Annotated in this window: 27 protein-coding genes; 10 read left to right on the top strand and 17 right to left on the bottom strand. The window is 66.0% G+C overall.

All coding sequences use genetic code 11. The features are described from left to right. Positions 1–137 precede the first annotated feature (137 nt). Positions 138–362 carry a hypothetical protein gene (locus tag IT549_RS02120; RefSeq protein ID WP_292969624.1) on the bottom strand — a complete coding sequence of 75 codons (225 nt, stop codon included), beginning with the start codon at positions 360–362 and terminating at the stop codon, positions 138–140. Between the two features lie 480 nt (positions 363–842). On the opposite strand from IT549_RS02120, the gene IT549_RS02115 reads away from it, so the two are divergent. After that, a complete protein-coding gene (locus tag IT549_RS02115; RefSeq protein WP_292969623.1) occupies positions 843–1,670 on the top strand; it encodes a flagellin in 828 nt (275 codons plus the stop codon). A gap of 148 nt (positions 1,671–1,818) precedes the next feature. Next, positions 1,819–2,379, top strand: coding sequence for a hypothetical protein (locus IT549_RS02110; RefSeq protein WP_292969622.1), 561 nt, complete (start codon positions 1,819–1,821; stop codon positions 2,377–2,379). Here the strand turns inward: IT549_RS02110 and IT549_RS02105 are convergent. From IT549_RS02105 to IT549_RS02095, 3 genes are read right to left on the bottom strand one after another with little or no spacing between them, the layout of a single operon-like run. After that, positions 2,372–3,604: a hypothetical protein gene (locus tag IT549_RS02105; protein ID WP_292969621.1), complete on the bottom strand. Its 1,233-nt coding sequence runs from the start codon at positions 3,602–3,604 to the stop codon at positions 2,372–2,374. The two genes, IT549_RS02110 and IT549_RS02105, sit on opposite strands and share 8 nt — an antisense overlap. After that, on the bottom strand, positions 3,601–4,758 hold the full coding sequence (locus IT549_RS02100; protein ID WP_292969620.1) for a glutathione S-transferase family protein: 1,158 nt from the start codon (positions 4,756–4,758) through the stop codon (positions 3,601–3,603). Before IT549_RS02100 ends, IT549_RS02105 begins: the two co-directional genes overlap by 4 nt. Further along, on the bottom strand, positions 4,755–5,450 hold the full coding sequence (locus IT549_RS02095) for a DJ-1/PfpI family protein (RefSeq protein ID WP_292969619.1): 696 nt from the start codon (positions 5,448–5,450) through the stop codon (positions 4,755–4,757). The genes IT549_RS02100 and IT549_RS02095 overlap by 4 nt, the downstream gene beginning before the upstream one ends. Positions 5,451–5,536: 86 nt before the next feature. Between IT549_RS02095 and glpK the strand changes: the two genes are divergently transcribed. Next, complete coding sequence (gene glpK, locus IT549_RS02090) at positions 5,537–7,018, top strand: glycerol kinase GlpK (protein ID WP_292969618.1); 1,482 nt, start codon at positions 5,537–5,539, stop codon at positions 7,016–7,018. Between the two features lie 3 nt (positions 7,019–7,021). Beyond that, positions 7,022–7,570: a hypothetical protein gene (locus IT549_RS02085; protein WP_292969617.1), complete on the top strand. Its 549-nt coding sequence runs from the start codon at positions 7,022–7,024 to the stop codon at positions 7,568–7,570. On the opposite strand, the gene IT549_RS02080 is transcribed toward IT549_RS02085, so the two are convergent. The 13 genes from IT549_RS02080 to flgB form a co-directional block, all read right to left on the bottom strand. Beyond that, a complete protein-coding gene (locus tag IT549_RS02080; RefSeq protein ID WP_292969616.1) occupies positions 7,567–8,412 on the bottom strand; it encodes a flagellar motor protein MotB in 846 nt (281 codons plus the stop codon). The genes IT549_RS02085 and IT549_RS02080 overlap by 4 nt on opposite strands. Positions 8,413–8,415: 3 nt before the next feature. After that, positions 8,416–9,279, bottom strand: coding sequence for a flagellar motor stator protein MotA (motA, locus tag IT549_RS02075; protein WP_292969615.1), 864 nt, complete (start codon positions 9,277–9,279; stop codon positions 8,416–8,418). 31 nt (positions 9,280–9,310) lie between these two features. Further along, positions 9,311–10,225 (bottom strand): flagellar biosynthesis protein FlgL, encoded by a 915-nt coding sequence (locus tag IT549_RS02070; RefSeq protein WP_292969614.1) that lies wholly within the window; start codon positions 10,223–10,225, stop codon positions 9,311–9,313. Positions 10,226–10,243: 18 nt separating this feature from the next. Beyond that, positions 10,244–11,581, bottom strand: coding sequence for a flagellar hook-associated protein FlgK (flgK, locus tag IT549_RS02065; protein WP_292969613.1), 1,338 nt, complete (start codon positions 11,579–11,581; stop codon positions 10,244–10,246). Beyond that, positions 11,581–12,006 (bottom strand): rod-binding protein, encoded by a 426-nt coding sequence (locus IT549_RS02060; RefSeq protein WP_292969611.1) that lies wholly within the window; start codon positions 12,004–12,006, stop codon positions 11,581–11,583. Before IT549_RS02060 ends, flgK begins: the two co-directional genes overlap by 1 nt. Continuing rightward, positions 12,003–13,106: a flagellar basal body P-ring protein FlgI gene (locus IT549_RS02055; protein ID WP_292969609.1), complete on the bottom strand. Its 1,104-nt coding sequence runs from the start codon at positions 13,104–13,106 to the stop codon at positions 12,003–12,005. Before IT549_RS02055 ends, IT549_RS02060 begins: the two co-directional genes overlap by 4 nt. A 10-nt stretch (positions 13,107–13,116) precedes the next feature. Further along, entirely contained in the window at positions 13,117–13,788 is a 672-nt protein-coding gene (locus IT549_RS02050; protein WP_292969607.1) for a flagellar basal body L-ring protein FlgH, read from the bottom strand. A gap of 11 nt (positions 13,789–13,799) precedes the next feature. Further along, positions 13,800–14,588 (bottom strand): flagellar basal-body rod protein FlgG, encoded by a 789-nt coding sequence (flgG, locus tag IT549_RS02045; RefSeq protein WP_292969605.1) that lies wholly within the window; start codon positions 14,586–14,588, stop codon positions 13,800–13,802. Between the two features lie 24 nt (positions 14,589–14,612). Continuing rightward, the gene (flgF, locus tag IT549_RS02040; RefSeq protein WP_292969603.1) at positions 14,613–15,353 is read right to left on the bottom strand and encodes a flagellar basal body rod protein FlgF; all 741 of its coding nucleotides are present in this window, start codon (positions 15,351–15,353) and stop codon (positions 14,613–14,615) included. A gap of 85 nt (positions 15,354–15,438) precedes the next feature. After that, on the bottom strand, positions 15,439–16,251 hold the full coding sequence (locus IT549_RS02035) for a flagellar hook basal-body protein (RefSeq protein ID WP_292969602.1): 813 nt from the start codon (positions 16,249–16,251) through the stop codon (positions 15,439–15,441). Between the two features lie 5 nt (positions 16,252–16,256). Further along, on the bottom strand, positions 16,257–16,535 hold the full coding sequence (locus IT549_RS02030; RefSeq protein ID WP_292969601.1) for a flagellar hook capping FlgD N-terminal domain-containing protein: 279 nt from the start codon (positions 16,533–16,535) through the stop codon (positions 16,257–16,259). Further along, entirely contained in the window at positions 16,535–16,945 is a 411-nt protein-coding gene (flgC, locus tag IT549_RS02025) for a flagellar basal body rod protein FlgC (RefSeq protein WP_292969600.1), read from the bottom strand. Before flgC ends, IT549_RS02030 begins: the two co-directional genes overlap by 1 nt. 2 nt (positions 16,946–16,947) lie before the next feature. Next, positions 16,948–17,295 (bottom strand): flagellar basal body rod protein FlgB, encoded by a 348-nt coding sequence (flgB, locus tag IT549_RS02020; RefSeq protein ID WP_292969598.1) that lies wholly within the window; start codon positions 17,293–17,295, stop codon positions 16,948–16,950. Between the two features lie 195 nt (positions 17,296–17,490). Between flgB and IT549_RS02015 the strand changes: the two genes are divergently transcribed. The 6 genes from IT549_RS02015 to IT549_RS01990 all read left to right on the top strand — a co-directional run bounded on the left by IT549_RS02015 (position 17,491) and on the right by IT549_RS01990 (position 20,717). Beyond that, positions 17,491–18,162: a MotA/TolQ/ExbB proton channel family protein gene (locus IT549_RS02015; RefSeq protein WP_292969597.1), complete on the top strand. Its 672-nt coding sequence runs from the start codon at positions 17,491–17,493 to the stop codon at positions 18,160–18,162. Next, positions 18,159–18,596: a hypothetical protein gene (locus IT549_RS02010; RefSeq protein ID WP_292969596.1), complete on the top strand. Its 438-nt coding sequence runs from the start codon at positions 18,159–18,161 to the stop codon at positions 18,594–18,596. Before IT549_RS02015 ends, IT549_RS02010 begins: the two co-directional genes overlap by 4 nt. Beyond that, on the top strand, positions 18,593–19,087 hold the full coding sequence (locus IT549_RS02005; protein WP_292969594.1) for a flagella basal body P-ring formation protein FlgA: 495 nt from the start codon (positions 18,593–18,595) through the stop codon (positions 19,085–19,087). Before IT549_RS02010 ends, IT549_RS02005 begins: the two co-directional genes overlap by 4 nt. 83 nt (positions 19,088–19,170) lie before the next feature. Beyond that, a complete protein-coding gene (flgM, locus tag IT549_RS02000; RefSeq protein ID WP_292969592.1) occupies positions 19,171–19,458 on the top strand; it encodes a flagellar biosynthesis anti-sigma factor FlgM in 288 nt (95 codons plus the stop codon). Beyond that, the gene (locus IT549_RS01995) at positions 19,455–19,799 is read left to right on the top strand and encodes a flagellar protein FlgN (protein ID WP_292969590.1); all 345 of its coding nucleotides are present in this window, start codon (positions 19,455–19,457) and stop codon (positions 19,797–19,799) included. Before flgM ends, IT549_RS01995 begins: the two co-directional genes overlap by 4 nt. A 69-nt stretch (positions 19,800–19,868) precedes the next feature. Further along, positions 19,869–20,717 (top strand): lytic transglycosylase domain-containing protein, encoded by an 849-nt coding sequence (locus IT549_RS01990; protein WP_292969589.1) that lies wholly within the window; start codon positions 19,869–19,871, stop codon positions 20,715–20,717. Positions 20,718–20,768 lie beyond the last annotated feature (51 nt).

Below are 20,768 nucleotides of genomic sequence, written 5' to 3'. Positions count from 1 at the left end.
GCGGGCAAGTGCGGTCAAAGCGGGGAGGGTCGAAGACACGGACGATGACATTTCCAATCCAGCTGGCGCTTATATGGGCGGATTGTCAACGTCCGGATCAAAGCGGACTGGCAGGGCAGGTCCTTTGTCTTGGGCAATCAACACATAGAGATTAAAGGGATGAGTCTTGTCAGGTTCACCGCATCCATCACGTCCAGCCGGCCGACGCCTTTGAGCTTGTCGCGCAGGTCAGTCAGCATGAACTCCACAAGACCCTCCGCCTCGGCGCGCTGGCGTTCGGCTTCTGCGCGGGCGCGCAGCGCGAAGACCAGCAATGCGGCAAGGATTAGGCTGAGCAGCAAAGCCCCCGCCGTGATCCACATCACGCGGCGCTGACGGGCCTGTCTTGGGCGAGTCCCTTCAGTACATCACCAACTCGCCGCGCATAGCTGCGGACAAGAAGGGTTTGAAGTTTCGAAATAATTTCCTGGTCGGCCATGGCAGAGTTCCCGAAATTCCGGGAAACTTGTAGCCTGCGGTAATTAATCGACAGTAAAAAATAGTGTCAGATTTCTGTAAGTAAATTGCTGTCTTAGACGCACGTGTATGAAGGTTATTCTAGTCTAAAAATCAATTCATATATCGACGTTAATATATCGCAATATGCAATATACGTTGTATAAATACGGATGCAACGTCCTGTCTCAACCGAACTATTCTGAATTACGCTGAATTTTTCTGGAATCGAATATTGAAAACGATACCACCCTTAAATTTCGCGCGCCGCATCCGCTCTTTGTGGGGCAAGCCGCGACGGATGGTCCGCCCGGCTGGCCTTACGGGACTATCCACGGGAGTTATCCATGACTGTCATCAACACCAATATCAGCGCGATCCGCGCTGCCAACGCTTCGAACTCGGCCAGCAAGATGCTGGGCACCGCGATGGAACGCCTGTCGACCGGCAAGCGCCTCAACAGCGCCAAGGACGATGCGGCCGGCCTCGCCATCGCCACCTCGATGACCGCGCAGGTCAAGGGCATGAACCAGGCGATCCGCAATTCGAACGATGGCATTGCGCTGGCGCAGACCGCCGAAGGTTCGCTCAGCGAAGTCACCAACATGCTGCAGCGCGTGCGCGAACTGGCGGTCCAGTCGGCTTCGGGCACCTATCAGGACGCCACCGACCGCGCCTATATGCAGACCGAAGTTGACGAGCTGACCAGCCAGATCGACCAGGTCATCACCAACAGCAAGTTCAACGGCGTCCAGCTGTTCGACGGCACGGTTGCCACCGTCACCATCCAGACCGGTGCCGACGGGGCCGATACGGTCGATCTGGCCATGGCCGACCTGACCGCGCTGGCTGCCAGCGGCGGTGCTGCCGGGTCCTATGACGTTTCGACTGCTGCCGCTTCGAACACCCTGCTGGGGACGATCGACACCGAACTCGATACGATCAATTCGGCCCGCGCTTCGCTGGGTGCGGGGCAGAACCGGCTTGAATCGGTGGTCAACAACCTGACCAACACCGCGACCAACCTCAGCGATGCCCGCAGCCGGATCGAAGACGCCGATTATTCGGCCGAAACGACCGCGATGGCCAAGGCCCAGATCCTCTCGCAGGCTTCGACCGCGATGATCGCCCAGGCCAACCAGAGCCAGCAGAACGTGCTGTCGCTGCTGCGCTAAGCCTTTACCCTCTGCCTGTCCCTTCCAGGCACGGCCCGGCGGTCCCCCCTGACCGCCGGGCCATTTTCTTGTCCGGCTGGCATGCAGGCTCGACAACGCCGGAGCCGCGCGGCAAGGTCATGAGGAGATGTTTTGGCGAACCTGCTCGATGGCTGTTGCCCTGGCCCTGCTGCCCGGACCGGCGCTGGCGCAAGCACCGCCGCCGGTGGCCGCCAATACGGTGCGCTGCACTTACGATACGCTCAGCCAGGAAGACCGCGAGATTGCGCTGCTGCTGATCTTCGTGCGCACCGATAGCGAAGAAAAACTCTCGGAATCATGGGGGCGCAATCTGGTGGTGGCCAACCGCCTGCTTGATGCCGCCCGTTCGCGATGCCGCGCCGCCTATGGCTGGGACCGGAGCAAGGGCCGCCTTGCCTATGACTATGCGATGAGCGCGCTCACGCTCGAAGCGGTCGGTCAGGCCGTGGAATCGGACGGCAGCCACTCGCTCAAGCCGATCGAACGCTTCTTTCACGATCACCAGGCCCGCCTGCGCAAGCTAAGCGGCTATGGCAACGAGGACATCGAAGGCTTCGCTGAATACCTGAGCGAACAGGGCTGGGACGAAGACGAGGACAAGCCGCGCGCGCTGGCCAAGAGCTATCTCAAGGCGCTGATCCGCCGCGACGCACACGAACGCAGCTTTGCCGCGCAGCCGGCTAGATAAGCTTGGGGTAGGCCAGTAGCGCCCGGAAGACCCGTACGCGCTTTTCCTTGGGCAAGTCACCGATCGCTTCATAGGTGCGATAGCTCATCCGGCAGCCGCCGGCGCCGCTATCGGCATCGCCCCGGCGATAGCTCTTGCCGATCAGGGGCATCACTTCGTTCGCCAGCAGGTTGATCGCCACGTCCCGGGGAGGCGGAGTGGAAACTGCGGGTGAGCCCAGCGCTTCGGCCAGCAGCAGGTCCTCGTTCCGTTCGAACGCGGCCTGGGCGGGATCGGGCGGCCGGTTGTCGATCAGCCGGTCACGGTCACACAGCGGGTAATCGCGCTCACGCTGCTCGCGGGCGGTGCGGGCGTGCAGCGCCAGCATCCGGTCCAGCAGATCGTCGCTGGCGGTAAGCAGTCTGGGGTTGATCAGTCTGGTCAGGTCAGCGCGGGTCAGGCTGATCGCGGTTTCAAGCCCGGCCCCGCTGTTGGCCAGCCGCCAGGTATCGGCTGCGGCTCGCTCGAATTCGCTCGGATAGCTCTGCTTGACCTGGCGCCAGAGCGGTAGCTGGGCGATCCGCGCAGTCACTTCGGCCCGGCTGACCGCTCGCGGTGGCAACAGCAATTCGGGACGCTCGGCAAGCCGGGTGACGACTTTCGCTGCAAGCAGTTCGGGCGCGGCCGGCTCCCACATGTCGGAATGGCTTTGCTGCAACACCTTGTCGATGAATTGCGGATCAATCCCCGCCAGTTCATAGGCCAGCCGCAGCGTATCGTTGCCGTTGATCCCGAACACCGTGGTCGCGGTCAGCTTGCGCGTGGTCGGCAGGCGCACGCCCTTGGTGCGGCCCTTGGCATCGACCACCGCAGCCTGATGAAACCCCAGCGCCGCCTCCTTGCCGATCACCCGCTGGCGCCCGGCCACGAACACCTGCGTACAGGCCGAAGCGCAGTAGTATTCAACATAGGTATCAAGCCCGCGCTTGCGCACCAGCGCGGCGATCAGCCGGCCTTCGATCGTCAGTCCGCCGGGCGAGGCGAGGAACAGCCAGCGGGCCTTCGGCGCGTCCTGCAAGGCTGCGTCGAACTTCAGAAAACTGCCTTCGCGCAGAGTGCCGATCAGATAGACCGTCTGGCCATCTTCAGAAAGATAGACCTCGGGACTGGCGGCTTCCTTGGCCGCGGGCGCGGCCAGCCCCGGCGCTGCCAGCGCCAGGGCCAGGGCCGCCACCAATCGCTTCATCCCAGCACCAGCACGTTGTTCTCCCGCGTGATCGGCCGGGCGGTGCGTGTGGCCATCACCGCAGTGCCCCCGGTGCTTTCCAGCAGGCTGGCCAGCCGGGCCTGGTCTTCGCCCGCCAACGCGTCGGCCATGGCCTGTGCGCGGGACAGGTGCCACAGCGAGTGGACGTGGCTGGCACGCTGCATCGTCACCCCGCGCCAGGGATAGCTGATCCGCCCGACATGCGGATGGACCTGGCGCTTGCCGTCCTGCGAAACCAGCGTGCCGGGCGCCGGATCGGGCAGCGCGTCCAGCCAGGCATCGAACTGCGCGGCATCGGCAGCCAGCCCCGGTCCCCACTGGGCGAAGGCGACCTTGAGCACCGCCGCCAGGCTTTCGGGAATGGCGTCATTGGCCGGATAGGCGCCGCTGGTATCGGCATAGTCGGTATCGACGATTTCCGCGCTGTTCATCCGTTCGGTCCAGCGCGCCACGCTGGGCGCGCGGGTGCGCATCAGCATGGCGGGAACCGGATCGCGGGCCAGGTGGGCATAGAGCGGCGCCATCATCCCGAAATCGGCCAGGCTGGGCCGCCCGCCCAGCAGATAGGGATGCAGCCGGAAATGCGCTTCCAGCACGTCGAGCAGTTCAAGGAAGGCGGATTCCAGCGCGGGGATAGTTGCAGGCTCCACGCCCAGTGGCGGCAGCATGCCGTTGAACCGGGCCATCACCATCTGCGCCGCAGCCAGCCGCTGTTCATAGGGCAGCGACACAGGCACCGCGCGGGCAAATTCGGCCTGCAGGAACAGCTCCTGCTCGGCCCGGTACGACCAGCGGTAGTGCATCGCGATCGGCAGCAGATAGTTCGATCCGAAGGAGTCGAGTATATGCGCCACCACCCGCTGCACCGGGCCTTCGGGTTCCAGCACAACCTCGCCGTGGCGTGCCTCGATATGGTCGATGATATCGGTGGTGTCCTGGATCAGCTCGCCCGCCGGGGTTTCCAGCACCGGGATCACCATATGGCCGATCTGCGGCACGATCTCACCCATGAAGCGCGGATCCGAAGCCATCAGTTCCTGATAGGGCACCCGCTTCTTGATCAGATAGCTGCGCGCCTTGCCCGCATAGAGCGAATGCGGCAGCCCCCAGAGGATGTAATGTCCGGTGCTCATTCCTGTCCTTCCGTAACAAAGCCCAGCCGCCGCGCCGATGCCAGCAGGTCGTCCATGCGGGTGGGTGCCAGCCGCCGGGCGCGCTGGGTGTAGACCTCCACCAGATCCTCACCGGCCTTGGCCGGGCTGCCGGCATCGAAGGGCGGGGCGGGATCGTATTCGAGCGCCAGTTGCACCGCGCGAGCATGATCTTCACCCGCGATCCGCGCCATCAGCGCCAGCGCGAAATCGATCCCGGCAGTTACCCCGCCGCCAGTTGCGCGGTTGCGGTCGATCACGTGGCGGGCATGGACCGGCTCGGCCCCGAACAGCGCCAGCTTGTCATGCCAGGCCCAGTGCGTGGTCGCCTGGTAGCCCTTGAGCAGCCCAGCGGCCCCCAGCACCAGCGCGCCGGTGCAGACGCTGGTTACCCATTGCGCCGCTGTGCCCACCTGCCGCACCCAGTCGAGCGCTGGCGCGTGGTCGATCACCCCGGCAATGCCCATGCCGCCTGGCACGCACAGCAGATCGGCGCGCGGGACTTCGCCGAAGGTCGCGGTTGGCAGGATTGCAAAGCCGGCATCGGTCGGCACCGGATCGCGGCTCTCCCAGACCAGATCGACCCTGGCATCGGGCAGCCGTGACAGGAACTGGGCGGGGCCGGTCAGGTCAAGCTGAGTGACCCCGGGAAACAGCAGGAAGGCGATGTGCATTACGGCACTATGCCCAAATCAGATCGCGCTTCAACCTTGCGGGCGCGGCGCGGCTGAAATAGCCAGAGCGGCAAGAGGGAGAGACCATGACACATTACGTCGGCGCAATCGACCAGGGCACCACCAGCACCCGCTTCATCGTTTTCGATCAGGCTGGCCGGACGATCGCGGTCGATCAGATGGAACACGCCCAGATCATGCCGCAGCCTGGCTGGGTTGAACATGACGCCCTGGAAATCTGGGCCAACACCGAAAAGGTGATCGTCGGCGCACTGGCCAAGGCCGAACTGGCGCTGACCGACCTGGCTGCGGTGGGGATCACCAACCAGCGCGAAACGACCGTGCTGTGGGACAAGGCCACCGGCCACCCGGTCCATAACGCGCTGGTCTGGATGGATACCCGAACCGCCGATCTGGTTGCCCGGGTGGCCGCCGATGGCGGGCAGGACCGGCTGCGCGCGGCCACCGGCCTGCCGCTCGCCACCTATTTCTCGGGACTGAAGCTGCGCTGGCTGCTCGACACCGTGCCCGGCGCGCGGGCCCGGGCCGAAGCGGGCGAACTGCTGTTCGGCAATGTCGATACCTGGCTGGCCTGGCAGTTGACCGGGCTGCACGTGACCGACGTGACCAATGCCTCGCGCACCCAGCTGATGAACCTGGCGACGCTCGATTGGGACGAGGAGATCCTGCGCCTGCTTGAAATTCCGCGCGCCTGCCTGCCTGAGATTCGCTCGTCGAGTGAAGTCTATGGGAAATGCACCGGCGTGCTTGAAGGGGTGTCGCTGGCGGGGATCCTGGGCGATCAGCAGGCCGCGCTGTTCGGGCAGGCCTGCCTTGCGCCGGGCGAGGCCAAGAACACCTATGGCACCGGCTGCTTCATGCTGATGAACACCGGCGAAAAGCCGTTCCCGTCTGAGGCCGGCCTGCTGACCACGCTGGGCTACAAGCTGGGCGAGGCGCCTGCGGTCTATGCGCTGGAAGGTTCGATTTCGATTGCCGGAGCGCTGGTGCAATGGCTGCGCGACAATCTGGGGCTGGTTGCCAATGCCGCCGAGATCGAGGCCTTGGCCGCGAGCGTGGAGGACAATGGCGATGTCTATTTCGTCCCGGCCTTTTCCGGGCTCTACGCGCCGCACTGGGATGACAGCGCCCGCGGGGTAATCGCCGGGCTGACGCGGTTTGCAGGCAAGGGCCATCTGGCGCGTGCGGTGCTGGAGGCAACCGCATTCCAGACCCGTGAAGTGCTGGATGCCATGACCAGGGATTCGGGCGTGGCGATCACCGAACTCAGAACCGATGGCGGCATGGTGGTCAACGAGCTGCTGATGCAGTTCCAGTCCGACATCCTGGGCGTGCCGGTGATGCGCCCCAAGGTGATCGAAACGACTGCACTGGGCGCCGCCTATGCCGCAGGTCTTGCGGTCGGTTACTGGTCCTCCACCGCCGATATCTCCGCGAACTGGGGCGTCGACAAGCGCTGGCACCCGGCCATGCCCGAGGATCGCCGTGCTGCGCTTTATGCCAAATGGAACAAGGCCGTGGCGCGCAGCCGGGACTGGGTGGACTGAGGCGTGGCAAAGAAGTTCGACATGGCTGCCGATAACCGTAGCCGGGCAAATCTTCTCGCCCGGCTGGAGCCTTACTGGAAGATGGAGGCGGGCAACGCGATCGCGCTGCCGCTGTTGATGTTTGCGCTCAGCAAAGGCCAACTCGGTTGGGTCAGTCTGATCCCGATGTCCGCGATGGTCATGCTGTTGGTGATCGGTGCGCTGTATTGGCGTGGAAAGGTCCGCCAGCTCCGCGGCAAGGCGCATAATTCGTCAAGAACTCTGGAAGTGATCGATTACCTCCAAGAGCGAGCGCTTGTCCTCACCTTGACGGGATGTGCGACCGCCGTCGCCGGATGGCTGGTGCCGGGTCTTGCAGTTGGCACCGCAGACAAGATTGCGGCCAGCGTCAGCGCGGTGCTCGCCCTGCTTGAATACATAAATTACTATCACCGCCAATTGCAGCATTTTGATAACAAGGCCGATTTTCGCCGGCTTCTGGCCGGCAAGGGCTTTCGCCAATCGTGGATGGCGCGCGATCTGGCGGCCTGGCGGGCCGGACGATCCGCCTAACGCATCAGCAGGATCGAAATCCGCCGGTTGCGCGGATCCTCGGGCTTGTCCCTGACCAGCGGTTCGCGGTCAGCCACGCCCTCGATCTTGCGAAAGCGGTTTTCGGCGATGCCGTGCTGCATCAGCGCCTGGCGGGTCGCTTCGGCGCGACCGGCTGACAGCGACCAGTTGTTGGCCCCCGCGCCGCCGTTCCAGGGCAGGGCATCGGTGTGGCCGCGGATCGAGATTCCGCCCAGTTCGCTAGACAGCATGGCCGAAATCGCCTCAAGCAGCCCGGCCGCATCGGGGGTCAGCACCGTGGTGCCCAGCTGGAACATCGAGAAATCGGCATCATCGACCAGATCGATCCGGATCCCTTCGGAGGTATCGATCATCCGCACCTGCTTGGCCAGCTTCGACAGGCGGGCATTGGCGGCCAGCTTGGCTGCCAGCTTTTGCTGCATCTGGCCCATCTTCTTGATCTTGTCGGCGCCCTCCTTGGGCCCACCGGTGGTATCGCGCGGGATCGTCATCGAGCGCGTTCCGGTCTGCCCGGCGCGGTTGGGATAGCTGTCAACATCGGTGATCGAACTGCCGCCCAGCATGCCATTGGACCCCGCGCTTTCCTGCTTCAGCTTGACCAGCGTGGGGGTGAAATAGTCGGCAATGCCCTTGCGCTGCTTTTCGGTGGTTGCGCCCAGCAGCCACAGCAGCAGGAAGAAGGCCATCATCGCGGTCACGAAATCGGCATAGGCCACCTTCCAGGCGCCCCCGTGGTGGCCGCCGGCCACCACCGTGACCTTCTTGACGATGATCGGCGGCGGCAGTTCGTTCTTGCCGCGCGAATTCTTGGCAGCAGCCATGGCCTAGCGCCCGCGCAGCGCGTCGAGCAGTTCGGACAGGCCGGGGCGGAAATCGTGCCCCAGGCCGGAGCGCGCGCCTTCGACCACCAGCGGCTGCGGCCAGCCGTGCAAGGACGCGATCACCACCTGCTTGACCGCGTGGAAGATCTGCTCGTCGGCCTCGATGATCTGCTTCAGCCGCCCGGCCATTGGTGCAACGATGCCATAGGCCAGCAGCACCCCCATGAAGGTCCCGACCAGCGCCGAGCCGATCATCCCGCCCAGTACCGAAGGCGGCTTGTCGATCGAGCCCATGGTCTTGACCACGCCCAGCACCGCCGCAACGATCCCCAGCGCGGGCAGGGCATCGGCCAGGTTCTGCAGCGCGTGCTGCGGTTCGTGCATTTCATGGAAGTGCTGCTTCATCGCATTGTCCATCACTTCCTCGACCGCGTGGACTTCCAGCGTGCCCGAGGAGACCACGATCAGGGTCAGCGTATCGCAGATCAGCGCGGTCAGCGGCTTGTTGGCCAGCAGGCGCGGGAATTCGGCGAAGATCGGCGAGTTCTGCGGCTCGGTCACGTGGCTTTCCAGCGCCACCGGGCCTTCGGCGCGGAGCAGTTTCATCAGCTTGGTGGTCAGGATGATCGCGTCGATATGATCCTGCTTGGTGTGGCGGGGGCCCTTGAACACCTTGCCGAAACCGCCGCCGAAAGCCTTGATTCCGTGCAGGTTGTTGCCGGTCACGATCGCGCCCGCCGCGGCGCCGCAGATAATCAGCATTTCGTGCGGGATTGCGTGCATCACCGGGCCCAGCGCACCGCCGGTTATGGCGAAGCCGCCAAAGACCATTACGATCAGGATCACGATACCGATTGCGGCGTACATTCTTACCCCCTGGAATTCAGTAGCTTAGGTGTCAGTGCAACACGTCGAACAACGACAGCGAGGCCAGCCTTGCAAAGCTGGCCTGGCTGGCTTCGAGCACGGTCATGGTCTGCTGGAGCTGCGAGATCGCCAGCGCCAGATCGGTCCCGCCGACGTCGGCCTGCTCCTCGGCGCGCAGCTGGCCCATCTGGGTGCGGCGCTCGGTGTTGAGGTCGATCCAGTTGAGCCGCGCGCCGACCACGGTCTGCTGGGTGGTGATCGCCTCCAGCCCGGTGTCGAGCGCGCCCATTGCATCGCGCGCGGCCTGCGCCGGGTCGGGCACGGCGCCTTTCAGCGCATCGCTGAGGGTCCGGATCACCGCGAACAGGTCGGTCGGTGTGCCGCCATGGGTGAAGTTCAGCACTTCCGGCCCGGTCAGCCCGCGGGTCACGCTCTGCCCGTCGCCCAGCGGCAGGTCGCTGGCGGTGGGCGTGCCGATGTAAAGCGGGTTGCCCGCCGGATCGAGCGTATAGGCATCACCCGGCGCGTCGCCGCCGAACAGGGCATGACCGGCGCTGTCGCGGGTGTTGGCCATGCGCACGATCTCGTCGCGAAGCTGGTCAAGCTCGGTCGCGATCCCGGCGCGCTGGCTGGCGGTCAGCACGCCGTTGGCGGCCTGGGTGGCCAGTTCCTGCACCCGGATCAGCGAATCCGCAAAGCTCGACAGCGCCTGGTCGGTCAGGGTCAGATCGCTGCTGGCGCGCGCGGCGACGGCCTTGTCGATCTCGGCAAAGCTGTCAGCCCGGCCCAGCGTGCGCAGCCGCGCCGCCGCAACCGGATCATCCGAACCGGTCGCCAGTCGCTGGCCGCTGCTGATCGCTGCCTGCAGGGCATCGGCCCGTGCGCGCAGGGTGGCAAGATCCTGGTTCGAGCGATCGTAGAAGGCGCTGGTGCTGACAGAGGTCATGGCATGGCTCCCGGGCTGCTAGCGGATCGCCAGCAGGGTATCGAACATGTCGGAGGCGACCTGGATCGCCTTGCTGCTGGCCTGAAAGGCCTGCTGGAAGCGGACCAGATTGACCGCTTCCTCATCAAGGTTGACCCCGGCCTGGCTGTCGAGCGCGAGCCGCGCGGCCCCGGCGATCGCGTCAAGCGCTTCGCTGGTCAGCTTGCGGCCCTGGGTCGCGCTGGCGACCTGGAACAGCAGCCCGCTGGCCTGGCCGGAAATGTCGGCGGCGGAAAAGGCGTTGCGCATCGCCGCAAGGTTGGCCGGATCGCGGCTGCCCGCAGGGGCGCCCGCCGGCGCGGTGGCCAGCTGGGCGCCGCTGCCCAGCGCCAGCGCGATCCCTGCCGCGCCGCTGCCCGAAAACATCGGCTGGCCTGGTGTTCCATCCAGCGCGACCCCGCTGGCCTGCGCGGCATTGGCAGTGGCGATCAGCGAATCCGCAACCGCATCAAGGCTGGTCCGGGTATCGCGGACCATCACCAGTCCCTGCGCGGCGGCGGCCAGCGATCCCGATGACAGCGTCACCGCGCTGGCGCCCAGCGCAAAGGACAGGGTGCCATCGCCCGCAGTGGCCGAGGTGAGCGTGCCCGAGGTGTTGCCGGCCACCAGCTGCGGCCCGGCCGCGCCGCCAATCCGCACCGTCACGGTCTGGTCGGCGGCAAAGCTGACCGACAGGTCGGTATAGTCCGACAGGTTCTTGAGCAGTGCGTCGCGCCGGTCGAGCAGCGAAACCTGATCGCTGCTGCCCGGTGTCGCGCGGGCCAGCTGGACATTCAGCTGGGCCAGCTGCTGGCCAAACAGGTTGACCTGCGCAACCCCGGCATCGGCATCGAAATGCAGCCCTTCGGCCACGGTATCCAGCCCGCTGGCCGCCAGGTTGAAGGTCTTGGTCAGCGTCCGCGCATCTTCCAGCACCGCCGTGCGCAGCGACGGATCGACCGGATCGGTCGCCAGGCGTTGCAGCGCGTTTTCAAACTGGGTCAGCGCCGGAAAGACCCGCGCCTGTTCCAGCGCGGCCTCGACATTCTGCCAGGTCTGCAGCTCCTCCGAAGCACGCCGGGCATCGCCGCTGGTGCGGCGCACTTCGGCCTGGCGAAAGCCGTCCGCATTGCGTTGCAGCCCGTCGATCCTGACGCCCGACAGCGACAGGTCGCCAACCCGGCCATAGCCCCCGGCCAGCGCCACTTCGGACTGGCGCAGGCTGCGCCGGACATAGCCTTCGGTGCCGGCATTGGCGATGTTCTGGCTGGTCACGTCCAGCCCGGCACGCGCGGCGCGGACCCCGCTGGCGGCAATGTTGAGGAGGTCGGAGGACATCAGTCAGAACCCTTTGGCGTAATCGCAACAAGGGTCCCCATCCCGCTTGCGGGAGGGGTTAGGGGTGGGTGAGTCTGAAATCGCGAATTGCTGGTTGAACCGACTGGCCCACCCCCGGCCCCTCCCGCAGGCGGGAGGGGGGAAACTTGAGCCGCCAAATGCCGCTCGATCATCCTGCCCAGGCCAAACGAACCCTGCTGCGCGGCCAGGTCGGCAAAGTGTTCGTCCTGCATCTGGCGAAAGGTATCGAGCCCCTGGCTGCCCAGCACATCGCCGCCAAAGCTGCTCTTGCGCGCGGCGGCCAGCATCTGGCGCACGAAGATCGCCTCGAACTGCTGCGCCGCCTTGGCCAGCTGTTCGCGGTTGCTGCCGTGGCTGGCGGGCAGGCTGCCGGTGGCCAGCATCGGGGAACTGATCGGGGTCATATCACTTCGATCTCCGCCTTCAGGGCACCGGCTTCTTTCAGCGCCTCGAGGATCGCCACCAGGTCGGACGGGCCGACCCCCAGCAGGTTCAGCGCATCGACCAGCTTGGCCAGCGATGCCCCCGGCTTGAACAGCATGACCGACCGGCCATCCTCTTCGGCGCTCAATTTGCTGTCTTCCTGAACGGCAGTCTGGCCGCGACTTAAAGGGGCGGGCTGGACGACCTGCGGATTTTCATCGATCCGCACGGTCAGCTTGCCGTGACTGATCGCCGCCGGATAGAGCCTGACCGCGGTGTTGATCACCACCGTCCCGGTGCGGCTGTTGACCACCACCTTGGCGGCGGCTTCAGCCGGGGTCACCTCGATCATCTCGATCGCGGCCATCATGCTGGCGCGTTCATTAGGGCCCGCTGGCAGGCGCAGCGACAGGGTGATGCCATCGTCGATCGTGGCGGTGCCCGGCCAGCGCCGGTTGATTGCATCGCGCACCCGGGTCGCGGTCAGGAAATCGGACTGGTAGAGGTTCCAGCGCAGCACTTCGCCGCTGTCGAACCCGGTCGCGACGCTGCGTTCCACGCTGGCGCCATCGGCGATCCGGCCGACAGTGGGCACATTGACCGTCAGCTTCGATCCATCGGCGCCCGAAATGCCCAGCCCGCCAACCGCCAGGTTGCCCTGGGCCATGGCATAGATCTGCCCGTCCGCGCCATAGAGGGGCGCCAGGATCAGCGCCCCGCCGCGCAAGGATTTGGCCTTGCCCAGCGCCGAAACGGTCACGTCGATCCGCTGCCCGGGTTTGGCAAAGGCCGGCAGGTCGGCAGTCACGATCACGGCTGCCGCGTTCTTGAGCGCGGGATTGACTCCGGGCGGCAATTGCACGCCGACCCGGCCCGACACCCCGTGCATCGCCTGGGTCAGGTATTCCAGGCTGTCATCGCCCGTACCAGCCAGGCCGACAACGATGCCGTAACCGGTCAACTGGTTGCTGCGCACCCCTTGAAATGCGCCCAGATCGCGCACGCGTTCGGCGTGGGAAGGTGCTGGCAAGGCCAGCACCGCCAGCGCGCAAAGCAGGGCTCTGAAAATGGCTTTCAGCATCGGCGTATCCTCAGAACGGACTGATCATGTTGAAGAATTTGGACAGCCAGCCTTCGCGGCTGGCGCGGCTGACCGGGCCGTTGCCGGCATAGGTGATCCGCGCATCGGCCACCCGGGTGGAGGCGACGCGGTTGTCGGCATCAAGGTCTGACAGGCGGACGATGCCGGACAGCTGCACCCATTCCTCGCCCTGGCTCAGCATCAGGCGCTTCTGTCCGCGCACCAGCGCGGTGCCATTGGGGCGGACTTCGGCAATGGTGACCGACAGTTCGCCGGCCAGGGTGCTGGCCTGGGTTGCGCTGCCATCGCCCTTGAACGCGGTGTTGCCGCTGGCGGCCAGGCTTTCGGGCTTGATGAAGCTGAGCGGGCCGGACGCGGGCGGGGTGACGCCAAAGCTGCCGCTCTTGGCGCTTTTCGATCCGGCGCTCTTGCTGGTGCTGGTCTGTTCGACCAGCACGATGGTCAGCGGATCGCCCACCGCCTGCGCGCGGTGCCCGGTATAGAGCGCGGCATAGCCGGCCTGCGGGTTGAAGATCGAACCATCGGCCGATCTGGGCGCGGCCACCGGCGGCGGCAGCGCGGCTTCGAACCCGGCTTGCGGCTTGGGTCCGGCGCAGGCCTGGGTAGCGAAGGCCAGCACCCCCAGCACCAGGCCGGCCGGCTTGCAGATTGCAGAAGGCATCGCAGTTTACCTCACAATGTCTGGTTGGCGTTGCGCAGCATTTCATCGACCGCGCTGATCATCTTGGAATTGATTTCGTAGGCCCGCTGGCATTCGATCATGTCGACCAGCTCCTCGACCACGTTGACGTTCGAACTTTCCAGCATCCCCTGGCGGATCGCCCCGCGCACCCCGTCGCCCGCGGCGCCGATCTGGGCCGGGCCGCTGGCGGCGGTTTCGCTCAGGAAGTTGTCGCCCAGTGCCTGCAGTCCGGCCGGGTTGGCGAAACTGGCGATCGTGATCTGGCCGATCTCGGTCGGGACCGCGCTGGCCCCGGTGGTGACGGTCACGGTGCCGTCGTTGCCAACGGTGATCGCAGCGGCATCCTCGGGAATCGCAATTGCCGGTTGCACGGCATAGCCCTGCGCGGTGACCAGCTGGCCTTCGGCCGAACGGCTGAAATTGCCGGCGCGGGTATAGCCCAGCTTGCCGCCGGGCAGCTGGACCTGGAAATAGCCATCGCCATCCAGCGCGAGGTCGAGCCCGTTGCCGGTCGGATTGAGCGTGCCCTGGGTGGTGATCGCGGTGGTCGATTGCACCGACACCCCGGTGCCCAGATTGAGCCCGGTGGCATAGGCGGTTTCGGTCGAGCTCTGCTGCCCGGCGATCCGGTCATCCTGATAGGCCAGGGTGGCGAAATTCGCGCGGTCGCGCTTGTATCCGGTGGTGCCGATGTTCGCCAGGTTGTTGGCGATCACCCGCATCCGCGCATCCTGCGCTTCAAGCCCGGTGCGGGCGACGTGGAGAGCTGAGGTGGGCATGGGTTACTCCTTGGGAATTTCTGGTCAGCCCAGCCGCATCAGGCTGGCGCCGCCTTCGTCGAGTTCCTTGGCGGTCGCGACCAGCTTGGTGCGGATGTCGTAGAGCCGCTGGGCCTCGACCATTTCGATCAGCACCTGGCTGGGTTTGACGTTCGATTGTTCAAGCGCGCCGGGGATCACCCGTGCTTCCAGATCCTGCGGCAGCACACCGCCGCCATAGACCCGGAACAGCCCGTCGAGCCCTTTCTCGATCCGGCTGCCGCGCCAGCTGGCCAGCTTGATCCGGCCGATCTGCTGGGGCGGAGCTTCGGGCTGGGCCTTGTCGCGGACCAGTACGGCGCCGTCCTGACCGATCGCAACCGCGCCGTCCGGCGGCACGCTGATCGGGCCGCTATCGCCCAGCACCGGCACCCCCTCGCCATTGACCAGCAGGCCCGCCGGCGAGATCGAAATGTCGCCGCGGCGGGTATAGGCCTCGGTGCCGTCGCTGGCCTGGACGCTCAGCAGCGCATCGCCCTGCAAGGCCAGGTCGAGCGGACGGCCGGTTTCGACCAGTGCTCCGGCATCCATCTGCGCGCCATAGACCGAGGAATCGTTCATCGAACGCACTTCCAGGCTGGGGCCCTCCAGTGTCATCGGCGTCTGCGCCATCACCTCGGCACGAAAGCCGGGGGTCTGCGCATTGGCCATGTTGCTGGCAATCATCCGTTCGCGCGCCATCGAGGCGTTCATGCCGGTGACGGCGGTCCAGATCAGGCGGTCCATTGTATGCCTACCTTTCCAGCCAACTTCCAAAACCGCTCAGTCCTCCGGCTCCTCAGGACGAACGGGGTTGGGAAGCGAGGGTTCATCAGGTGCGCAGGTTGACGATCGTCTGCGACAGCTGGGTCGCGGTATCGATCGCCTTGGCATTGGCCTGGAAATAGCGCTGGGCAGTGATCAGCCCGACCATTTCCTCGGCAATATCGACGTTGGACTGCTCAAGGCTGCCCGAACGGATATTGCCGAACCGCGCCGCGCCGGGCTGGTTGTAGCTGGCCGGACCGGAAATCCCGGTCGAGCCCCAATCCTGGTTGCCCAGCTGAAGCAGCCCGGTTGGCGCGACGAAGGCCGCCAGCGCGACCTTGCCGACCGACTGGGTGGTGCCATCGGCATAGGAGGCGATCAGCGAGCCGTCGGTGTTGACTGTCACCCCGACAAAGTCCGAACCCGCGCCATTGGTCAGCGGGATCGCGGCGTCCTGCGGGGTCAGCGAGGTGACCGCGCCGGCGGCGTCAACTGGCAGGATCTGGAGCCGGCTGCCAACCGAGTCGGTGATGAACCCGGCCCCGTCGAGGCTGAAATTGCCGTTGCGGGTGTAGAAGGTCTTGCCGGTGATCGGGCTGACCTTGGTGAAGAAACCTTCGCCGTCGATCGCCAGGTCCAGCGCGGCGCCGGTCTGCTGGACCGGACCCAGCGAAAAGTTCTGGTCGATCGACAGCACGGTCGAACCGATGCCCTTGACCAGCTTGGGATTGGTCGCGGCCGAGCTGGAGACGATGTCGGCGAAATTGACCCGGCTTTTCTTGAACCCGGTGGTTTCGGCATTGGCCAGGTTGTTGGCGATCACCGACAGTTCGGTCTGGGCGTTCTTGAGGCCGTTGAGGGAGGTGTAGAAGGACATCGGGGTTACTCCTGTGTGACGGTTTGGGGTGCGCCCTGGGCGCTCAGCACCTGGTCGAGCTGGGTCGAGATCGCCTTCAGCGTCGAATTGATGTTCTCGATCCCCGAGAGCGAGGAAAACTGCGCCATCTGGGCGATCATTTCCTTGTTATCGACCGGCTCAAGCGGGTCCTGCAGCTTCATCTGGGTGGTCATCAGGCGGATGAAATCGGCCTGTCCGAGCATCTGCGAAGGTGGCCGGGAGGCGCCTTGCTGCGCGGCGGAAGTTACTGAAGAAACAGCCATTATTTCATCCTCATGGTATCGAGCATCAACTGCTTGGCGGTGGAAATCGCCTCGACCAGGTTCTGGTACTGGCGCGAGGCATCGAGCATCTCGACCATCTCGGCATTGGCATCGACCGGGGCGGTGAAAATGTAGCCCTCGCCATCGGCCAGCGGGTGGTTGGGATTGTATTCCTTCATCGCCGCAGAATTGGTCCGCAACACATTGGAAACATTGACGGTCGAAAGCCCGCTGGCGCGGTCGTACTGCTCGGAAAAGACCGCGCGGATCGGGCGGTAGGCTTCCTGTTCGCTGGCCGCGACCGAACCGGCATTGGCCAGGTTCGAGCTGGCCGCGTTCATCCGCACCAGCTGGGCCGACATGCCGCGCTGGGCGACCCCGAACAGGGTGAGGGGGGCAGGGGCGGCCACGCTCAATCGCCCTTCAGCGCGCGGGTCAGGGTATCGACCCGTCCGCGAATGAAGCTGAGTGTTGCCTGGTAACCGATTGCATTTTCAGCAAATGCGGTCTGCTCGGTGGCCATCTCGACGGTGTTGCCGTCAAGGCTGGGCATCACCGGCACGCGGTAGCGCATCGCCCCCGCTGCCGACATATCGAGCGACTGACCGCCCTGCCGCGCTTTCAGCGCCGCAGCGAAATCGATGTCGCGCGCCTTGTAGCCGGGGGTCCCGGCATTGGCGATGTTGGAGGTGATCAGCCCCAGCCGCTGCGAGCGCAGCTGAAGCGCATCCCCGTGAATTCCGAACAGGCTGGTGGCCATGGCACACTCCTTCGCATCCGTGCGTGCCAGGTGTTCAGCAAGCGCCGTGCCAACTGCGCAAATGGCGGAATTGTGCGGGCTGCTGTCCCGTTAAGGCGGCAAGATCCTGCCGCATCCGGCAAATTTCGTCCGCCGCCTGAAATGCTTGCCGGGGCACACGTTCTAACTGGTCGAACGCGTGCGAAGGGAGCGCCGATGAACCTGTTGAACCTGGTCGATGGACCATCCGCGCTGATCGTGTTCGGCGGGACCGCGCTGGCCACCGTGCTGCGCGCCGGCTGGAGCGATTGCCGGCTGACCTGGACCAAGCTGCGCGCGCTGGGCGAGGACGGTTTCGATCCCGAGGCGGCACGGGCCGAACTGGCGCTGCAGATCCAGGAGATCCAGCAGGACGGCCTGTTCCGCGCCCAGCCGCATCGCTTTGGCGACAGCGAATTCGACGAGGCAACCGATGCGCTGATCACCCAGCGATCGTTGCCGGCGCTGATGAGCGCGCATGAAGCTCACCGCGCCCGCCGCCTTGGCGAGGCCGAGCGGGCGGTGCGCACATTGGCCCAGGCGGCCGAGCTTTCGCCGGTCTTCGGCCTGGCGGGCACCCTGATCTCGCTCAGCCAGCTGCCCGCCGAGGGGATCGCGCGCGGTTCGTTTACTGCGGCGATCTCGATGGCGGTGGTGACCACGCTTTACGGACTGCTCGGCGCGAACCTGCTGCTCGCGCCGCTCTCGCGGATGGTTGAGCGCAAGGCGCAGGCCGAGGAAGTCGAGCGTCAGAAGGTGATCGACTGGCTGGCCGGGCAAGTTGCCAAGGCCATGCCGCCGCGCCCCCGGGCCGAACGGCTCGCCGCCGTGCCGGCCGAGGCGATATGATCGCGCGCGCCGGCAGCGGCTGGCAGACCGTGCTGGCCGACCTGTCGCTGATCCTGTTCATGGTCACCGCTGCGGTCGTCAGCGAAGATCCCGGAACCGCCCGGCCAGCGCCGCCCGCTTTGCCCGCCCGCCCGGCCTTGCCCGCGCTGGGCGAGCCGGTTGCGGTGTGGAGCGCGGCGGCGGGCGGGCCGGACCTGGCCGAATGGCTGGCGACCACCGCGCATGATCCGCGCTTGCGGGTGACTATCGTCGCCTCCCCAGTGGAGGCCGAAGCTGCCTTGCAGCTGGCGCGCAGTGCCGGGCGGCCCGCGCGGGTGCTGATCGAACCCGATGCTCAGGGGCCGCCGCTCGCCACGCTGACCTATGACCAGGCGCTGGTGGCACGCGGCTTGCAACCCATGACCGGACAACCTGCCAAGGAGAAGGCGCCATGATCCGTTACCCCATCTTCCTGCTTGGGCTGGCCCTCGCGGCGCCCGCGCTGGCGCAGAGCCATGCCGATCTCGACGCGGTCGATCGCGCTGTGGCCCAGTTCACCGGCCTGCCGCAGGGCCAGCCCGGCGGCGCGGCCTTGCCGGTTGACCGGCGCCTGCGACTGGCGCCCTGCCGCGTGCCATTGGCGACCGGCTGGTACGGCGCGCGGCAGGATACGGTTGAGGTGGCGTGCCCGGTGCCGGGCGGCTGGAAGCTGTTCGTGCCGCTGGCTGGCCAAGCCCGGGGCGAGGCCGCACCCGTAGCCGTGGCGCGCGGCGATGCGGTTTCGATCGCGGTCAGCGGTGAGGGCTTCACCGTCGCGCAATCGGGCGAAGCGCTTGAAAGCGGGCCGATCGGTGCCTGGATCAAGGTCCGCACCGCCAATCCCGCCGCACCGGCGCTGCGCGGCAGGGTGCTGCGCCCGGGGCTGGTCGGCATTGCATTGCCGTGATCCGGCATTTTGCTGCCGCCTGCCCTTAAAGCCGGAATGCCGGTGCCGTTCTTGGGTCTGACGAACTAGCAAGGAGCGGCACCATGCCCCCCATCGAACTTGGACCGCTTGGTCCCCAGACGCCCCGCGGCACTGGCGCGGTGGCACAAGGCAAGGCCACCCCGGTGGCCAGTGATACCGCGCGGGCGCATGCCGCGCCGCAATCGGCGGTGCAGCGCAGCGCCGCGCTCGATCCCGGCGAGGCCCCGGTCAACGCCGAACGCGTCGCGGAAATCCGCAAGGCGATCGAGCGCGGCAGCTATCCGGTGCTGCCGATGAAGGTTGCCGACGCGATGATTGCCGCCGGATTTTTGCTGAGGAGCGGGAAATGACCTCTGCCCAATTGCGCGATACCTTGCGGCAGATGGTTGCCGTGCTGCAGGAAGAACGGCAGGCGCTTGCCGGGCTCGACCTTGATGCGATCATGGGCTGCGCGCAGGACAAGGTCGCGCTGTGCGGCACGATCGACCTGGCCGGCCCCTTTGCCGACGCCGGTGCAATCGACGAGGAATGCCGCGGCCTGCTTGATGCCGCGCGGCGGCTGAACGAGGTAAACCGCCAGGTTCGCAACCTGATTGCCGCCAATGTCGCGGCGCGGCTTGATGCCCTGACCGGCACGCCCGCGCTCTACCGCGCGGGCAGTGCCGGCTATGCCTATGCCGGCGCTCGCTAAGCGCATCTGCTGAATTGGCACGCCCCTTGCTGAACACCCTGCAACGTCAACCCGTTGCGGGAGTTCCGCTTGAGCGAGGCCAGATCGATCGGTGCCACGGCGCCCACACCGCAAGTCCACGCGGCTATCGCCCGGGCCAGCCAGGCCACGGGCATCGACTTTTCCTATCTGCTGGGACAAGCGCGGCTTGAATCGAGCCTCAATCCCGATGCCAGGGCCGGCACGTCGAGTGCGGCCGGGCTTTATCAGTTCACCCGGGGAACCTGGCTGGCCACGCTGGACCGGCACGGCAGCGAGCACGGGCTGGGCTGGGCCGATGCGGCGATCCAGGGCGGGCGGGTACGCGATCCGGCCCTGCGCCAGCAAGTGCTGGCGCTGCGCTATGATCCCGATGCCTCGGCGCTGATGGCTGCCGAGCTGGCCAGCGACAACCGCAATTACCTGGCCAGTGTGCTGGGCCGCGAGCCCGATCCGGCCGAGCTGTACATGGCGCACTTCCTGGGCGCCGATGGGGCCGGGCGGTTCCTGACCGCCCTGGCCACCGATCCCGGGCAGAGCGCTGCGGCGCTGTTCCCCAAGGCCGCAGGCGCGAACCGGGCGATTTTCTATGACGCCAGCGGTGCGCCGCGCTCACTGGGCGGGGTGATGGAATTGCTGCGCGGCAAGATGGCGCGGGCGATGGGGAGTGCCGGTCCCGATGACTGGCTCCCCTCCCCAGGGGAGAGGGGCTGGGGGTGGGGGAACCATGTCGGCGTTGAACCCCCATCCCAACCCTTCCCCACCGGGGAAGGGCTTTCACAACCAACAAGCCGCCCCTCGATGGCCGATACCCTGGCCGCCACGTTTGGCGCCGGGCGCGAGGCGATGCCGGCGCATGTCCGTCAGGCCTATGGCAAGCTGCGGGTCTTCGGGCTGTGAACTGGCTGGCGCGCATCAAGCCCAGCGCCTTTGCGCTGCCGGCCGGGATCC

Source organism: Novosphingobium sp., assembly GCF_020852455.1.
GTDB lineage: Bacteria > Pseudomonadota > Alphaproteobacteria > Sphingomonadales > Sphingomonadaceae > Novosphingobium.
The sequence above is the reverse complement of the archived record's forward strand: the minus strand, read 5'-3'. Positions and strand labels throughout refer to the sequence as shown.

Excerpts from the sequence above, each read along its gene's own strand:
- IT549_RS02120 (WP_292969624.1), bottom strand. The coding sequence starts at position 362 with ATGTGGATCACGGCGGGGGCTTTGCTGCTCAGCCTAATCCTTGCCGCA.
- IT549_RS02115 (WP_292969623.1), top strand. The coding sequence starts at position 843 with ATGACTGTCATCAACACCAATATCAGCGCGATCCGCGCTGCCAACGCT.
- IT549_RS02110 (WP_292969622.1), top strand. The coding sequence starts at position 1,819 with ATGGCTGTTGCCCTGGCCCTGCTGCCCGGACCGGCGCTGGCGCAAGCA.
- IT549_RS02105 (WP_292969621.1), bottom strand. The coding sequence starts at position 3,604 with ATGAAGCGATTGGTGGCGGCCCTGGCCCTGGCGCTGGCAGCGCCGGGG.
- IT549_RS02100 (WP_292969620.1), bottom strand. The coding sequence starts at position 4,758 with ATGAGCACCGGACATTACATCCTCTGGGGGCTGCCGCATTCGCTCTAT.
- IT549_RS02095 (WP_292969619.1), bottom strand. The coding sequence starts at position 5,450 with ATGCACATCGCCTTCCTGCTGTTTCCCGGGGTCACTCAGCTTGACCTG.
- glpK (WP_292969618.1), top strand. The coding sequence starts at position 5,537 with ATGACACATTACGTCGGCGCAATCGACCAGGGCACCACCAGCACCCGC.
- IT549_RS02080 (WP_292969616.1), bottom strand. The coding sequence starts at position 8,412 with ATGGCTGCTGCCAAGAATTCGCGCGGCAAGAACGAACTGCCGCCGCCG.
- motA (WP_292969615.1), bottom strand. The coding sequence starts at position 9,279 with ATGTACGCCGCAATCGGTATCGTGATCCTGATCGTAATGGTCTTTGGC.
- IT549_RS02070 (WP_292969614.1), bottom strand. The coding sequence starts at position 10,225 with ATGACCTCTGTCAGCACCAGCGCCTTCTACGATCGCTCGAACCAGGAT.
- flgK (WP_292969613.1), bottom strand. The coding sequence starts at position 11,581 with ATGTCCTCCGACCTCCTCAACATTGCCGCCAGCGGGGTCCGCGCCGCG.
- IT549_RS02060 (WP_292969611.1), bottom strand. The coding sequence starts at position 12,006 with ATGACCCCGATCAGTTCCCCGATGCTGGCCACCGGCAGCCTGCCCGCC.
- IT549_RS02055 (WP_292969609.1), bottom strand. The coding sequence starts at position 13,106 with ATGCTGAAAGCCATTTTCAGAGCCCTGCTTTGCGCGCTGGCGGTGCTG.
- IT549_RS02050 (WP_292969607.1), bottom strand. The coding sequence starts at position 13,788 with ATGCCTTCTGCAATCTGCAAGCCGGCCGGCCTGGTGCTGGGGGTGCTG.
- flgG (WP_292969605.1), bottom strand. The coding sequence starts at position 14,588 with ATGCCCACCTCAGCTCTCCACGTCGCCCGCACCGGGCTTGAAGCGCAG.
- flgF (WP_292969603.1), bottom strand. The coding sequence starts at position 15,353 with ATGGACCGCCTGATCTGGACCGCCGTCACCGGCATGAACGCCTCGATG.
- IT549_RS02035 (WP_292969602.1), bottom strand. The coding sequence starts at position 16,251 with ATGTCCTTCTACACCTCCCTCAACGGCCTCAAGAACGCCCAGACCGAA.
- IT549_RS02030 (WP_292969601.1), bottom strand. The coding sequence starts at position 16,535 with ATGGCTGTTTCTTCAGTAACTTCCGCCGCGCAGCAAGGCGCCTCCCGG.
- flgB (WP_292969598.1), bottom strand. The coding sequence starts at position 17,295 with ATGGCCACCAGCCTGTTCGGAATTCACGGGGATGCGCTTCAGCTGCGC.
- IT549_RS02015 (WP_292969597.1), top strand. The coding sequence starts at position 17,491 with ATGAACCTGTTGAACCTGGTCGATGGACCATCCGCGCTGATCGTGTTC.
- IT549_RS02010 (WP_292969596.1), top strand. The coding sequence starts at position 18,159 with ATGATCGCGCGCGCCGGCAGCGGCTGGCAGACCGTGCTGGCCGACCTG.
- IT549_RS02005 (WP_292969594.1), top strand. The coding sequence starts at position 18,593 with ATGATCCGTTACCCCATCTTCCTGCTTGGGCTGGCCCTCGCGGCGCCC.
- flgM (WP_292969592.1), top strand. The coding sequence starts at position 19,171 with ATGCCCCCCATCGAACTTGGACCGCTTGGTCCCCAGACGCCCCGCGGC.
- IT549_RS01995 (WP_292969590.1), top strand. The coding sequence starts at position 19,455 with ATGACCTCTGCCCAATTGCGCGATACCTTGCGGCAGATGGTTGCCGTG.